18 protein-coding genes are annotated in these 14,914 nt (G+C 49.0%); 14 read left to right on the top strand and 4 right to left on the bottom strand.

The window, feature by feature from the left end; genetic code table 11:
• On the bottom strand, window positions 1-1,202 hold a 1,202-nt coding region (locus ABY802_RS12865; protein ID WP_372627542.1), incomplete at its 3' end, for a S8 family serine peptidase.
• A gap of 400 nt (window positions 1,203-1,602) precedes the next feature.
• Here ABY802_RS12865 and ABY802_RS12870 point away from each other — a divergent pair.
• The 7 genes from ABY802_RS12870 (at window position 1,603) to ABY802_RS12900 (ending at window position 8,722) form a co-directional block, all read left to right on the top strand.
• On the top strand, window positions 1,603-2,511 hold the full coding sequence (locus tag ABY802_RS12870; protein WP_372627543.1) for a LysR substrate-binding domain-containing protein: 909 nt from the start codon (window positions 1,603-1,605) through the stop codon (window positions 2,509-2,511).
• 92 nt (window positions 2,512-2,603) lie between these two features.
• Window positions 2,604-3,629 (top strand): tRNA preQ1(34) S-adenosylmethionine ribosyltransferase-isomerase QueA, encoded by a 1,026-nt coding sequence (gene queA, locus ABY802_RS12875; RefSeq protein ID WP_372627556.1) that lies wholly within the window; start codon window positions 2,604-2,606, stop codon window positions 3,627-3,629.
• A gap of 271 nt (window positions 3,630-3,900) precedes the next feature.
• Window positions 3,901-5,064 (top strand): tRNA guanosine(34) transglycosylase Tgt, encoded by a 1,164-nt coding sequence (gene tgt / locus ABY802_RS12880; RefSeq protein WP_372627544.1) that lies wholly within the window; start codon window positions 3,901-3,903, stop codon window positions 5,062-5,064.
• A 42-nt stretch (window positions 5,065-5,106) separates the two neighbouring features.
• Window positions 5,107-5,445, top strand: coding sequence for a preprotein translocase subunit YajC (gene yajC, locus ABY802_RS12885; protein ID WP_019676498.1), 339 nt, complete (start codon window positions 5,107-5,109; stop codon window positions 5,443-5,445).
• Between the two features lie 30 nt (window positions 5,446-5,475).
• Complete coding sequence (gene secD, locus ABY802_RS12890; protein WP_372627545.1) at window positions 5,476-7,329, top strand: protein translocase subunit SecD; 1,854 nt, start codon at window positions 5,476-5,478, stop codon at window positions 7,327-7,329.
• A gap of 9 nt (window positions 7,330-7,338) precedes the next feature.
• Complete coding sequence (gene secF, locus ABY802_RS12895) at window positions 7,339-8,286, top strand: protein translocase subunit SecF (RefSeq protein ID WP_290621389.1); 948 nt, start codon at window positions 7,339-7,341, stop codon at window positions 8,284-8,286.
• 64 nt (window positions 8,287-8,350) lie between these two features.
• A complete protein-coding gene (locus ABY802_RS12900; protein ID WP_372627546.1) occupies window positions 8,351-8,722 on the top strand; it encodes a rhodanese-like domain-containing protein in 372 nt (123 codons plus the stop codon).
• A 35-nt stretch (window positions 8,723-8,757) separates the two neighbouring features.
• Here the strand turns inward: ABY802_RS12900 and suhB are convergent, their stop codons facing one another.
• A complete protein-coding gene (gene suhB / locus ABY802_RS12905; protein ID WP_290614259.1) occupies window positions 8,758-9,561 on the bottom strand; it encodes an inositol-1-monophosphatase in 804 nt (267 codons plus the stop codon).
• A gap of 249 nt (window positions 9,562-9,810) precedes the next feature.
• Between suhB and ABY802_RS12910 the strand changes: the two genes are divergently transcribed.
• Both ABY802_RS12910 and traT read left to right on the top strand, forming a co-directional pair.
• Window positions 9,811-10,539, top strand: coding sequence for a complement resistance protein TraT (locus ABY802_RS12910; protein ID WP_372627547.1), 729 nt, complete (start codon window positions 9,811-9,813; stop codon window positions 10,537-10,539).
• Window positions 10,540-11,358: a complement resistance protein TraT gene (traT, locus tag ABY802_RS12915; protein WP_372627548.1), complete on the top strand. Its 819-nt coding sequence runs from the start codon at window positions 10,540-10,542 to the stop codon at window positions 11,356-11,358. It abuts the gene before it with no gap.
• A gap of 27 nt (window positions 11,359-11,385) precedes the next feature.
• On the opposite strand, the gene ABY802_RS12920 is transcribed toward traT, so the two are convergent.
• Entirely contained in the window at window positions 11,386-12,126 is a 741-nt protein-coding gene (locus ABY802_RS12920; RefSeq protein WP_372627549.1) for a ferredoxin--NADP reductase, read from the bottom strand.
• 77 nt (window positions 12,127-12,203) lie between these two features.
• Here ABY802_RS12920 and ABY802_RS12925 point away from each other — a divergent pair, with 77 nt between their 5' ends.
• The 5 genes from ABY802_RS12925 (at window position 12,204) to ABY802_RS12945 (ending at window position 14,084) form a co-directional block, all read left to right on the top strand.
• On the top strand, window positions 12,204-12,542 hold the full coding sequence (locus ABY802_RS12925; RefSeq protein ID WP_372627550.1) for a tRNA-binding protein: 339 nt from the start codon (window positions 12,204-12,206) through the stop codon (window positions 12,540-12,542).
• A 17-nt stretch (window positions 12,543-12,559) separates the two neighbouring features.
• Complete coding sequence (locus ABY802_RS12930) at window positions 12,560-12,979, top strand: gamma-glutamylcyclotransferase (RefSeq protein ID WP_372627551.1); 420 nt, start codon at window positions 12,560-12,562, stop codon at window positions 12,977-12,979.
• 71 nt (window positions 12,980-13,050) lie between these two features.
• Complete coding sequence (locus ABY802_RS12935) at window positions 13,051-13,359, top strand: type II toxin-antitoxin system RelE/ParE family toxin (protein ID WP_372627552.1); 309 nt, start codon at window positions 13,051-13,053, stop codon at window positions 13,357-13,359.
• Between the two features lie 34 nt (window positions 13,360-13,393).
• Window positions 13,394-13,693, top strand: coding sequence for a HigA family addiction module antitoxin (locus tag ABY802_RS12940; protein WP_372627553.1), 300 nt, complete (start codon window positions 13,394-13,396; stop codon window positions 13,691-13,693).
• 22 nt (window positions 13,694-13,715) lie between these two features.
• Window positions 13,716-14,084, top strand: coding sequence for a hypothetical protein (locus ABY802_RS12945; RefSeq protein WP_372627554.1), 369 nt, complete (start codon window positions 13,716-13,718; stop codon window positions 14,082-14,084).
• A gap of 9 nt (window positions 14,085-14,093) precedes the next feature.
• On the opposite strand, the gene ABY802_RS12950 is transcribed toward ABY802_RS12945, so the two are convergent.
• A complete protein-coding gene (locus ABY802_RS12950) occupies window positions 14,094-14,747 on the bottom strand; it encodes a hypothetical protein (RefSeq protein WP_372627555.1) in 654 nt (217 codons plus the stop codon).
• Between the last annotated feature and the right edge of the window lie 167 nt (window positions 14,748-14,914).

Consider the following 14,914-nt stretch of genomic DNA (forward strand, 5'->3'; position numbering starts at 1 on the left):
CCCGCCTGACACGATTCTACTTTTTGCGAGAACGCGACTTCACCGCGTGAAATTAAACATACTTTATCGGTGACATCAGTACAGGCATCAGTTGCCAGGCCGCAATCAGCAAATTCGGCACTCACCGCACCACTACCAGAGCCCGACATTGGATTGGCATCATAAAATACGGTGTTGACACTTAGCTGAGCTTCCAGCGCGGTGCCTTCAGGATACGTAGAGCGAACATCGACACCTGGACCTGCCAGTTCTACCTGAGGATTACGCTGAGAGAAGCCTGCCAGCGTTTTCGTGCTGTCTACGGCGGCAACCGAAACAACGGAATCATAAGATGCCGGGTAAGACATGGCTGTGTTGCCATCATTACCGGCCGCAGCGATTAATAACAAGCCGGCATCAAAGGCGGCCTGCATTGCATTGCTTTCAGTGGTACTTGGCGCCGCACCGCCCAGACTCATATTAACAACCGTAGCACCGGCAGCAGCACAGGCGTTAATGGCGCTGGCTAAAGTGGATGAATAGCCCCAGCCGCCGGCATTAAACACTTTTATAATATGCATGTTTAACTGGCCATTGGGCATAATACCGACGATACCGGTGTCATTGTTCAGCGCGCCGATTGTACCGGCAACATGAGTACCGTGCGGGCCGCCCGCCTCAAACCAGTTGCCGGTACCAACATCATTGGTGCCGCTTATATTGCCTGATACAAAGTCTTCATGCGGTAAGTCAAGGCCTGAGTCAATGACACAAACTGTCTGATTGCCGGCGAACTCATCGCTGACTAAGTCGGCTTGCACCAGCGGGAAGCCATAAGGTATTTGTTGCATCATGGGGTAACGACGCTGATCCACTTCTATTAGCTCAATGGCCGGATCGGCTTTTAATAGGTTAACCATGCCAGGGCGCAGCTCTGCGGCAATAGCACGCTGCTCTGCCAGTAAATGATGTACTTTCGCGCCCTGACGCTTCAGTTTGCTGCTGTTGTCACTAAGCCCTGCCAGAATGGCATCTTTGGTGCGTTTATGCTGACTTAAAACATAATCATGTTGTTTGTTAAGCCCTAAACTACTGTCTTTATATTTAATGATGTATCGATTGTCTTCAGTAGCATTGCTGGCGGTGTTTGCCAGAGCGGTATTCACTGCCAGTGCCAGCAGGCTGCAGCTGGCAATGGCCAGTGGTTTGGTCAATTTGGACATAATTCGCCCTCCTGAGGTGATTTTTTATAATAGATCGTTCCTTCAAACGGGTTACGGACTGCCCAACTCGCAACCATCGGCCAATGTATGTACCACTCCTCTGTATCCGAATGGAGTATATTCCAGAGTACTGCGATGATACGGTTACAGATGCATACAATGATAACCCCAAGCTATAACAAATGCGCAATTGTTTCAATTTGTAATTTACAAAAAATACAAAAGTTAAATGTATGACTTAGAAAATTGGAATTTGTAAAATTGAAATCGCTAATAATCTGATATTTTTAACGAAAATGAATACAGCTGTTAATATTCGCAGGCGCTCGATTTTATGCCAGCAATGCTTTATATTAATTTATATAATCGAACAAATTTAGTATTTTAATCGGAATATGCAATGAAACGACTTCCTAGTGTTAAACAACTGCAGTATTTGTTGGCACTGCACGAACACCAACATTTTGGTCGGGCCGCTGAGGCATGTTTTGTCGGTCAGTCGACGTTAAGCGCTGCCATCGCTAACCTGGAAGAGACCATGCAAACCCAGTTGCTAGAGCGGGATCATAAAACCTTTATTTTTACATCTTTAGGTGAGGATGTGGTGCGCCAGGCCAGGCATATCATTGAGCAATGTGAAGAGCTGACTGAATTTGCCAAGTCGCAGGGCAAACCGATGGCCGGGCCATTCCGGCTTGGCTGTATTCCAACCATAGCGCCCTTTGTATTAAGTGAAGTCATGAGTTTGTGTCGTGAGCGCTATCCTGACTTACAGTTGCTGCTGCGCGAAGATACCTCAGATAATTCGCTGCATGCATTAGCTGAGGGGCGTTTAGACATGGTATTGCTGGCGCTACCCTATGAAACGGGGGCGTTTCATACCGAAGTACTGGCGCAGGATGGCTTTAAGCTGGTACTGCATAAAGACTGGCTTGGCCGTGGGTTTAATCAGGATATCAGCCAGTGGCCAGACGAAAGTATTTTTTTACTGGAGCGGGAACATTGCCTGACAGGCCATGCGGTTAAAGCCTGTGAGCTGGAAGACAGCCGCAAAGTAAACCCGTTTTTTGCCACCAGCCTGCACACCCTGACCCAGATGGTGAACAACAAACTTGGCGTCACATTTATACCGCAAATGGCCATTAACAGCGGCCTGCTGGAAAGCACGGAATTAATTACCCAACAGCCGACCAGCGGTAATGCTTACCGGGATATCGGTGTCGCCTGGCGGCCGACCTCCAGTAAAGCCCGTAGTTATCGCTTAATGACCAGCCTGATAAGTGAGGTGTTGCTGCAAAAATGCCAGTAATTTTATCGTCTGTTCTGCTAGAATAGCGGCTGTTTTTTTATAGCCGTGCCTCTGGTCGGTAAAGCCAAGGATCCTCTATGCAAACTAAAAGTATGCAAGTTAAAGACTTTTCATTCGAATTACCTGAGCAGCTTATTGCCCGCTTTCCAAAAACCGAGCGCTCAAGCAGCCGCTTGCTGGCGATGGATAAACAAAGCGGCGCGCTCAGCCACCACATTTTTAAAGACATCAGTGACTTTTTTCAGCCCGGTGATCTACTGGTATTTAATAATACCAAAGTGATCCCGGCCCGGTTGTTTGGCCAGAAAGCGTCTGGCGGCAAAGTGGAAGTGTTAGTCGAGCGCATGCTGGATGATAAACGCTTTCTAGCCCATGTCCGCGCCAGCAAAGCACCTAAGGCGGGTACCGTATTGCTGTTGGAAAACGCGGCTGAAGTGCGGATGAATCAGCGCCATGACGAATTATTTGAACTTGAAGTCATTGGTGATGAACCGGTACTGTCGATGCTGGAGCGTTTAGGTCACATGCCATTGCCACCCTATATTGACCGGCCAGATAATGAAGAAGACAAAGCGCGTTATCAAACGGTTTATAACGAGAAACCGGGCGCGGTGGCGGCTCCTACTGCCGGGTTGCATTTTGACCAGCCATTGTTAGATAAACTCAGTGCTAAAGGTGTTGAGTTTGCTTTTGTTACCTTGCACGTGGGCGCCGGCACCTTTCAACCGGTGCGCGTTGATAATGTGCTGGAACACAAGATGCACGCTGAATATATCGAGGTTCCAGAGCAGGTAGTAGATGCTGTGGCCAGTTGCAAAGCGCGTGGCAACAAAGTGGTGGCGGTTGGCACAACCTCGGTGCGTTCACTCGAATCTGCTGCCATGCAGGGGGACGGTGAGCTGATTAGTTACTATGGTGATACCCAGATTTTCATCTACCCCGGCTATGACTTTAAGGTGATTGATGCACTGATTACCAATTTCCACTTGCCTGAATCTACATTAATTATGTTGGTATCAGCATTCAGTAGTCGCGAAAACGTGTTAAATGCCTATCAAACGGCGATCAATGAGCAGTATCGTTTTTACTCCTATGGCGATGCGATGTTTATCAGCTGATTGATAGACAGGATCAGGCAGCGAGGACATTCCTGGTTCGCCCAGGGTGAGATGGGCTGTGGCTGGGTGTTCTTATGAAGCAGCGGCAGGGAGGCCGCGCAGGCTGAGACAGCACAGGGACGTGCTGTCGAGGGCGGCGGAATAAGAATTTCCCAGTCATGGCCGCAAGCCCAGGTCTTCAGGGCAGATTGTCGTTTAGCATCTACGCAGTAAGCTGTTATAATGCGCCGCGAATTAAGCCAGACTGTCTTTCTGGCGCTTGAGGATAGTAATGAAATTTGAATTAGATACCACCGACGGCAGAGCCCGTCGGGGCCGGCTGATTTTTGGGCGCGGCATTGTTGAGACGCCGGCCTTTATGCCCGTAGGTACCTACGGCACCGTTAAAGGCATGACCCCGGAAGAGCTGGACGCCACTGGCGCGCAGATTTGTTTAGGCAATACTTTCCACTTAATGCTGCGCCCTGGTACCGAGATCATCAAAAAACACGGTGATTTACACGATTTTATGCACTGGCATAAGCCTATTCTGACCGACTCGGGCGGTTTTCAGGTGTTCAGCCTGGGTGAGCTGCGTAAAATTACCGAAGAAGGCGTCAAGTTTCGCTCACCGCTGAATGGCGAGCGGATCATGCTAACCCCGGAGCGCTCGATGGAAGTACAGCGTGATTTAGGCTCTGACATTGTGATGATTTTTGACGAATGTACGCCGTATCCTGCGACCGAGCAACAGGCAAAAAAATCGATGGAAATGTCGCTGCGCTGGGCAAAACGTTCCAAAGATGCCCACGGCGATAATCCGGCGGCATTATTTGGCATTATTCAGGGCGGGATGTATCCAAACCTGCGTGACGTCTCCTTGCAAGGGCTGGAAGAAATTGGCTTCGATGGCTACGCCATTGGTGGTTTATCCGTGGGTGAGCCTAAAGAGGATATGATCAATATCCTGAACCACACCACTGGCCAGATGCCCAGCCACAAACCCCGTTACTTAATGGGTGTTGGTAAGCCGGAAGATATCGTCGAAGCAGTGCGCCGTGGTATTGATATGTTCGATTGTGTTATGCCAACCCGAAATGCCCGTAACGGCCATTTATTTATCAGTTCCGGCGTGGTGAAAATTCGTAACGCAAAGCACAAAGAAGACACTTCTGCGCTGGACCCTGAATGCGATTGCTACACTTGTAAAAATTATTCCAGGTCATATTTACATCATCTGGACCGCTGCAACGAAATACTGGGTGCAAGGCTGAACACTATCCATAATTTGCATCACTATCAAAAACTGATGCAGGGATTGCGCCAGGCCATAGCCACTGGTACCTTGGAGCAGTTTGTCAGCGAGTTTTACGCGAAGCGGGACTTACCCGTACCGGCGTTAGAAGCGGTTACTGATATTTTAACTAACACTGAAATACCGGCGAATACTAATTAAGAATTAAAACTTCATTATTTTATTAATTTTAAGGGGAAAACCATGAGTCTATTTATTAGCAATGCCTACGCTGACAGCGCCGCCGCAGCACCACAAGGTGGTGGCTGGGATTTAATTATTATGTTGCTGGCCTTTGGCCTGATTTTTTATTTTTTAATTTACCGGCCACAAGCCAAGCGGGTAAAAGAGCACCGTAATCTGATGTCAGCCCTTGGCAAGGGTGATGAAGTGTTAACCCAGGGTGGTATTGTCGGTCGGATCAGCAAAATTGCTGACGACAAAGATTTCGTTACTGTTGCCTTGAATGACAGCACTGAAGTTACCGTACAGAAATCAGCGATTAGTGCCGTTTTACCAAAAGGCACCTTAAAGTCGCTGTAAGCGGCAAAGCGAATAGAAAAGGATCAACTTGTGTTAAACAAAAATCCTCTCTGGCGGTATTTGGTGGTGTCAGGTGTGCTGCTTGCAGCATTCTTGTATGCCTTGCCCAATGTGTACCCAGAAGATCCGGCGTTAAATATTAATGCCAGCCGTGGCGGAGTGGTCAGTGAGACCACTCGTGCTGAACTTGAACAGGCATTTGCTACAGCCAGTATTTCTGCGAAAGCGGTTACGCTGACCGAAGGCCAGATCCTGGCCCGTTTCAGCAGTGCTGAAGACCAGCTGCGTGCCCGGGAAGTGGCAGAGCGGCAGTTAGGTAGTAGCTACATCACCGCCCTTAACATGGTACCAACCACGCCCGCGTGGTTACGTGCGATCGGGGCCAGTCCAATGAAACTGGGGCTGGACTTACGCGGTGGTGTACACTTTTTGATGGCGGTTGACATGAAAGCTGCTATCGATAAAAACATAAACGACTTGGTACAGGCGTTTCGCGCTGACTTACGGGAAGAGCGGGTTCGTTACCGCGCTGTGCAAGCGGATTTAGAGCGCGGTCAGGTGCAAATCTTGTTGCGTAGCGCAGAAGATTTAGCCGCAGCACGCAGCGCCCTTGGTAAAGCCGATCAGGAGCTGATTTTCAGCGAGGGCGATACTGAGCATAGCTTGCTAGTCAGCTTAAGCGAAAATCGGGTGCGGGAAATTCGTGAGTATGCACTGGAGCAGAACATCACCATTATCCGTAACCGGGTAAATGAAATTGGTGTGGCTGAACCTTTAGTGCAGCGCCAGGGTGCTGATCGGATTATTGTTCAGCTGCCAGGCGTGCAAGACCCGGCTCAGGCCAAAGAAATTCTGGGTGCGACCGCTACCCTGGAGTTCCGGCTGGTTGATAACGATTCAGATTTGGGCGCCGCGTTAGACGGACGTTTGCCAGCAGGCTCCAGCTTGTATCGTGACCGCAATGGTCAGCCGTACCTGTTGGAAAACCGCACCATGTTAACCGGCGATCATATTACCGGGGCGACTTCGGGATACGATGAGTACTCACGACCGCAAGTCAGTATTTCACTGGATGCTCAAGGCGGTAATTTGCTGTCTAACGCTACCCGCAGCACCATTGGCCGCCAGATGGCAACGGTATTTATTGAGTACAAGCCAGGTGACGCGCGTAATGAAGACGGCACCCCGGTACTGGTGAAATATGAAGAGGTGATTAACGCCGCGACGATTCAGGCCCGTTTGGGCCGCAGCTTCCGGATCACCGGTATTGATAACCCGGCTGAAGCACAAAACCTGGCGCTATTATTACGCGCCGGTGCCTTAATTGCACCAACCCAGATCATTGAAGAACGTACCATAGGCCCAAGCCTGGGTAAGGAAAATATTGACTTAGGTATGACGGCGATTATGTGGGGCATGGTGGTCGTACTGATCTTTATGGTGCTGTATTACCGGGCGTTTGGTTTAGTGGCCAACGTTGCTTTGCTGGCTAACCTGATCCTGATTACTGGTTTTATGTCGATGATCCCAGGGGCAACGTTAACATTGCCGGGTATGGCGGGTATCGTGTTGACGGTAGGTATGGCAGTTGATGCCAACGTTCTTATCTTTGAGCGGATCCGGGAAGAGCTGGCCGAGGGCCGTAGTGTGCAACAGGCTATTCACCACGGCTACGACCGGGCGTTTGCCACCATTGCCGACTCCAACATTACCACATTATTGGTAGCATTGATCCTGTTCGGCATCGGCACCGGTCCGGTTAAAGGATTCGCTATTACGCTGGCGATCGGTATTCTGACCTCGATCTTCACGTCAGTAGTCGGTACCCGGTTACTGGTAAATTTATTCTGGGGTGGCCGCCGTGTGCAGTCACTGCCAATGTAAGGAGGCGGTGTGAGAATATTTCGCTTTACGGAACCGCTGAATTTTATGCGGTTAAAGATCCCAGCTCTGATCTTATCGGGTTTGCTGGTTATTGCCTCGCTGGCTACCATTACGGTCAAAGGAATGAACTGGGGCCTCGATTTTACCGGGGGCACCGTTATTGAGGTAGGTTATAGCGGTGGTGCCGATTTATCCCAGGTGCGGCAGGTATTAGCCGACAGTGGTTACCCCGATGCCGTGGTGCAGTATTTTGGTTCGAGCGAAGATGTCGCGATCAGAATATCGCCACGTGAAGGTGTCGATCAGTCAACTATTTCAAATCAGGTGCTAAGCGCGTTAACCGTTACCTCCAGTGAGCCGATTGAAATGCGTCGGGTAGAGTTTGTTGGCCCAAGCGTGGGTGATGAACTGAAAGAGCAGGGCGGCTTAGCCATGCTGGCTGCACTGATCGGTATTTTGTTGTATGTCACCATGCGCTTTGAGTGGCGCTTGTCAGTGGGTGCGGTGTTGTCACTGGGCCATGATGTCATTATCACCCTGGGGTTATTCTCACTGTTGCAGTTGGAATTTGACTTAACGGTGCTGGCGGCAATTCTGGCGCTGATTGGTTATTCGATAAACGATACCATTGTGGTGTTTGACCGGATCCGGGAGAGCTTTCGCAAGTTACGTGATTCAACGGTCCATGAAACCATCAACGACGCTGTAACCTCTACCTTAAACCGGACGGTGGTGACGTCATTAACCACTATCATTGTGTTAATTGTGTTGTTCACTATGGGCGGTGCGCTGATCCATAACTTTGCAACAGCGCTGTTGTTTGGTATTGCCATTGGTACTTACTCTTCAGTGTTTGTGGCCAGTGCGCTTGCGGTACAACTTGGCATCAGTCGCGAAGATATGTTGCCACCACCACCGCCTGAAAAAGAAGGTGAAGGTACCGAGCCCTTGCTGTAAAACAGTGAGTTGTGTGCTACAAATGCCAGTCAGTGACTGGCATTTTTTTTTAGTTGAGGTTTCTATGACGGCGCAACATGCACCCGGTTTTATTGCTTTGGTTAATCAGGCAAAAGCGGAAATTAGCGAAATCACCATTGCTGAGCTACAACAACATAATCAGCCATACGTCTTACTGGATGTCCGGGAAGATCATGAATGGATTAAAGGGCATTTACCGGAGGCAATGCATCTGGGCAAAGGTATTATTGAACGCGATATTGAACAGATGGTACAGGACAAAAAACAGAAAATAGTGCTGTATTGCGGCGGTGGTTATCGCTCAGCGCTTGCGGCGCAAACCCTGCAGCAGATGGGGTATCAGCAGGTACTGAGTTTGGCGGGCGGCTACCGGGCGTGGACAGAGCAAGGCTTAGCAGTAGACGTACCCGTTTAATCAGTTAAGCGGGTACGGCATAAATCATATTAGTATTACTTAGCCAGGGTTTCTGACAAGTGTGGCCGCATGCCTTTAACCATGGCTTGCAGTACCTTAGGACTGGCTGCCACGGTATTGCCGGTTTTCATATGGTTAGAACCGCCAACAAAGTCGCAGACCATACCACCGGCTTCACGCACGATCAGTTCACCTGCCGCGATATCCCATGGCTTTAAGCCAATTTCAAAGAAGCCATCGAAACGGCCAGCAGCAACATAGGCTAAGTCCAGAGCCGCTGAGCCAGTGCGGCGCATATCGGCACAGTCAGCAAAAAAGCTGTTGAAAATTTTGCTGTAGCTGTCTAAATGATGTTTTGCTTTAAACGGAAAGCCGGTGGCTAAAATAGCGCCGGTCATGTCCGGCAGCGCGGTAACCCGGATCCGGGTGCCATTCAGCTGAGCGCCACGACCACGAGAGGCAGTAAATAACTCGCCGCGCAGCGGATCAAAAATAACCGCCTGATCTAATTTACCATTGTGTTTTAAGGCAATCGATACCGCGAAATGCGGAATGCCTTTGATGAAGTTGCTAGTGCCATCAAGCGGATCAATAATCCACTGGAACTCACTGTCGCTGTTACCGTAATCGCCATGCTCTTCGCCAACAATACCATGGGTTGGAAAAGATTTTTTCAAGATTGCCACGATAGCCTGCTCGGCTTCTTTGTCGACATTGGTCACAAAGTCGTTGCTGCCTTTTTGCAGCTTTTGCACCATATCTAACTGACCACAGGCACGGGCGATAATGTTACCTGCACTACGGGCAGCACGAATGGCGATGTTTAACATCGGATGCATAGCGATTACCTTATTTTAAAAAGAGCGTTATAAAAAGCTGTATAAAGAACAAACAAAAGAGCGGCGCGTATTGTAGCGGCTACAGTTAAAAAGTAAAGATAATTGACGGCAAAAAAAACCACGACGCCTCACATATTCCGTTACATTGTTTTACGGTTCTTTATTAACGCTGTGCTAACTATTCAGATAATATTCAGTTTTAATCGGCACAATGCTTTAAAGCACTCGCTCCTAATTTAAGAGGTTCCTATGAATACGATAAAGCTGGCGCTAACCGCCGTGGTGTTGCTTAGTCTTGCCGGATGTGGCGCGTTGCACACGTCTGTCGCTAAACGTAATCTTGATGTCCAGACTAAAATGTCTTCCAGCATCTTTCTTGATCCGGTTGAACCTGCTCAGCGCACCATTTTTGTTGACGTGCGAAATACCTCAGACAAACCAGAATTTGATATTAAACCCCAGGTTGTTGCCAACCTGCGCGCCAAAGGTTACCAGGTAATCGATAGCCCTGGACAGGCCCATTACTGGTTACAGGCCAACGTACTACAAGTGGGACGCACTAATGGCCGTGATGCCAATCGGGCATTTGCAGCAGGCCCCGGTGTCGCTGGTGGTGCGGTAACCGGCTATGCTATTCACCGGGCAACCGGTGGCTCAGGCGCTGCCGGCTTAGGGGCCGCTGTAGCGGGTGCGGCCGCCGGCACTATTGTTGATGCATTGGTAGAAGATGTGTACTACACAGCGATTACCGACATTCAGATTATGGAGCGCTTTGGTGGTTCGGTGAGTGAGCGCTCAGAGCACCAGCTGTTGCAAGGCGATAGCGGCAGCACCACTTCTACTTATCAGCGTCAGACCGATATGCGCAAATATCAGAGTCGGGTAATGAGTTATGCCAACCAGGCGAATTTAAAGTGGCCAGAAGCCGCACCGCAGCTTACTGATGGCGTAGCCCGTTCATTGGCAGGTTTGTTTTAAATGCGCTTGCTCTTATGTCTGCTTTTGCTTATGCCACTAACCGGCTGTATGGCGCTGCATACCTCAGTGGCTAAAGGTAAGCTTGATGTCCAGACCCGGATGAGTGAGACCATCTACCTGGATCCGGTTGAGCCAGAGCTACGCACTATTTTTATTGATATCCGTCAGACGGCGGCCGAGTATCAGCTACCATTGGCTGATGATGTGCGCGGCCTGTTGCTCAGCCGGGGTTATCAGCTAGTCGACTCGCCACAGCAGGCGCAGTATTGGTTGCAGGTAAATGTCCGTACCGTGTTAAAAGAGCGGCCTGAAGTGGTGCTTGCCAGCGCAGAATACGATATGAGCCCGGAGCAAATTCATCAGCTGTTGTATCCCGGTATCGCCTTGCCTGAACCAGAGCCTGAGCAGATTACTTCGTCTCACCGCGCCAGCAATGTTGCGGTCTATGCGGATGCCAGCTTTGGCGCTGATATTGATGGTAAAGATATTGCCAAGGCGCTGGTGGTCCTGGCGGCCTGGGCCGGTGCTGAGTATGTCGGCAATCAGCTGGTTAAAGATAAGTACTACACCATGTTAACCGACATCCAGCTGGCTGAGCGCATCGCCCCGGACAGTATAGGTAAGGTACAGGAAATAAGTCGCCACCAACTGAAGCAGGGCGACAGTGGTAACAACGAATTAATGTGGGAGCTGGCGACTGATCGGCGTAAGTACCAGGTGAAAGTCGTTAGCTTTGCCAATAAGGCGAATCTGAGTTGGCATGATGCCGAGCAACCGCTGCATCAGGGGCTGCTGCGGTCACTGGCCGGCATTTTCTAGACTGTTTTAGTAGATCGCGGGACCATTTTACCAGTATTGCTCTACGGTGATATTGCCTGGGTTTCGACGCAGGTTTTTGGTCAGACCCATCTCGATCAGTAACGCTTTGGTATCAGTGATCATTTGCGGATTACCGCATAACATAACTTGTGACTTGGAATTGAGTAACTGGCCGCATTGCTGCTGCAACTGATGGTTGCTGATTAAGTTTGGTATGCGATCTTGCAGTGCGCCCGGATGAGGTTCGCGGGTAACCACCGGCTGATAGTGTAACTGCCCGGGGTGCTGCGCAACAAAACCTTCAATGAGTTCTTTATAGGCCAGATCAGCTGAATTTCGTACACTATGCACCAAAATAATATGTTTAAAACGCCTATAGGGTTCAGCGGTAGCCAGCATTGATAAATAGGGGCCGATGCCGGTGCCGGTAGCAATAAGCCAGAGGTTATCACCGTCAGGCACTTCATCCAGAATAAAAAAACCAGTGGCCGGCTGGCTTATCCCCACGGTATCTCCCGGTGTTAACTGCTGCAATAACGGCGATAACAAACCATCGGCTACGGTACTGACCAAGAATTCCTGACACTCGCTATCCGGTGGGTTAACCAGCGAATATGCGCGCTGTGCGCGTCCGTCAGGCCCTTCTAACGCCAGCCGGACAAACTGACCAGCAATAAACGGCAGCGGCCCTGTTTTGGCTTTAATACTGAATAAGCTGCTGGTCCAATAAATTGTTTCAGAAACCGTTGCGTTTAACCATTGCGCCATAGGGTTCTCCGGATTAAGTTATGCTTTATGTTCAGGATAGTAGCATAGCAGCTTAACAGCTAAGCGCAGGAGACGACATGGAAACGATCAGCTGGCAGGATTTTAGCAAAGTAGAACTTCGGGTAGGCACCATTATTGGTGTGGACGATTTTCCACAGGCCCGTAAACCTGCATATAAACTGCAAGTAAATTTTGGTAGCGAAATTGGTATTAAAAAGTCCAGCGCGCAAATTACCAGTTTATACACCAAAGAGCAGTTGCTGGGTAAACAGGTGATGGCAGTGGTTAATTTCCCTGTTAAGCAAATAGGCCCCATGCAGTCGGAATGCCTGGTTACTGGTTTTGCCCGCGAGGATGGTGCTATTGTGCTGGTAACGGTAGACAGCCCGGTGCCCAATGGCGCTAAGCTGGGTTAGCCAAGCCAAGCCAAGCCATGCCAGACTACTTATTTGTTTACGGTACGCTTCGCCACCATGCACTGCGCCGACCGGCTGGCGAGCGCTACTATCAGCTGTTGCAGCAACATGCCAGCCTGGTCGGTAAGGGCCGTTTAAAGGGCAAGCTGTATCTGGTGGATTATTACCCGGGTGCTGTGCCGGGTGACGACCCGGCCTGGCAGGTAAGCGGCGAAGTGTATCAATTACCGCAAACAGCACCGTTGCTGACAGAGCTGGATGCCTATGAACAGTGCGGCCCCGGCTTTGCCAGCCCCACCGAATACCTGCGGCTTAAACAACCAGTCACCCTGCAAAACGGCGACATCATTATGGCTTGGACCTATGTCTATAACCAGCCAACGGATGGCTTGCAGCAGATTTTGTCTGGCGATTTTTTGCGCCACTTCCAAAACTAATAGAATTACCTTGCTGCATTTGATAAGTGTAAAGCAATGCTTTACACTTTGCGTGTTGATGAGGGATTAGCATGGCGATAAAGAACTTTAAGCATAAAGGTCTAAAGAAGCTTTTTTTGCATGGCGATCATAGTGGTGTGCAGCCAAAACACGCGGTCAAACTCACCATAATTCTTGATTCGATTGCCGCCTCTCATCAGCCAAAAGATTTACGTGCATTGTTTCAAACCAAATTTGCTGAAAAAGTGGGTTCCGGGGCAGGTGTATACTCAATTGAAGTGAATGGTAACTGGCGGGTGACATTCGAAATTGAAGACGATGGTGCCGTATTGTTGGATTATCGCGACTATCACGGGAAGCAAATAAGGGCACAAAAATAGTATGCCTGGAGTAGATAATAATCTGGAGGTTGTTATGGAAAAAATGACACGTTGTCCCATGCATCCTGGGCTGGTTTTTCGTAGCCAGATCCTGGAGGAATATGGTATCTCGGTGACTAAAGCGGCCAAAGCGTTAGGTGTTTCCCGTACTACTATGAGTAATTTTTGTCATGGTCATATACCTTGCTCTGCAGATTTAGCGCAGCGTATTGCCCTGGCAACCGACAGCAATGTGGCTCTATGGATAAACCTGCAGGCAAATTATGATGCATGGCAGGCCGAACATGGCGAACAGCCGGTAGTTGAGAAATTAGTATTAAACAGCGCGGCCTGAGGTTTATAAGCGGCCTTACGTTATGAGTATGCTAAAGCAACTCTTTCGCTGGCGTAAAGGCCGCCAGCAAAGTGGCTACGATAAAATGCTATTAGCAGGCGCATACTGGCCGCTAAAATTTGATTGCTACCTGCTACGCTTTCCGCAAGGCTGCGAAGTACCGGTGCAGAGAGATACGGTAAGCAGTGGCAGGCACTTCCGGCTGAATATCGTATTAAAACAAGCCAAAAAGGGCGGCAACTTTATCTGCACCACCCCGATTTATCAGAGTTCCCGCATTAAATTCTTCCGACCGGATTTGTGCGAGCATGCGGTAACCAAAGTAGAGCAGGCCAGCCGCTATTTGCTCAGTATTGGTTGGGTAAAAGGCAATATTAAAAACTCGCTTTGATTACTTATTTTAAACTACCATGCTTACTACGGCTGAATATACAATTAGGTACATCCCCCAAACTTGGCTATGTAATCCTCCGATAGATATGTAACTAAGCAAAGCTCTAACAGATTTAATTTCATTTTCTAACGCTTGTCTAAGTTCTTGTTCTGATTTTTGAACTTTGCTCGCTAGATCTCTGGTTTCACTTACTAAGTCATCATGCTTGTTTTTTACTTCGTCCATTGCTGTCTCCAGCAGCTTAATACGCTCAGCTAAAGGCATATCGCTTCTATCGCCACTTTGTACATAAGCTCTTCCTGTCATGCTAACGGTCATTGAGCTTTTGCCTCCGCCTGAATGCAACCTAATACGCCAGTTTGCCAGCCATTGCTCATAACCCAACTTGAGTGTCCCAATTAAGGTATTACCCTGAAGGAGATTTATAGTCTGATCTATTGATTTAATGAGTAAGTAAACACCAAAAATCTGCGTTAAACCGGCAGCAACTTTGAGCCAAGATTTAACTGTTCCGGTCGGGATGCATAGCAGGTCAGTGTGTTGCCAACAATAAGTGCTGTAATAGTGAAACCAGAATGAACCGACAAAGAAGCTTATCGCTAGTAGAATCATTATCGGAGGTAGTAGCCTTCGTCGCCATAACGACCATCGATTCGCCATTTTGTGCATCCTTTGAAATATCAAAAAAGATTTTCAGTAAATCAGCATTCTATGGTTCGAACATAGATTCAACAACTAGTTTGAATAAGAAAAGGCCGCAGCGCGGCCTTTTTTATCACTGAAGCAGATTTGCGTTTAGTGTCTAAAATGGCGAACGCCGGTAAACA

The organism is Arsukibacterium sp., from assembly GCF_041616895.1.
Taxonomy (GTDB): domain Bacteria; phylum Pseudomonadota; class Gammaproteobacteria; order Enterobacterales; family Alteromonadaceae; genus Alishewanella.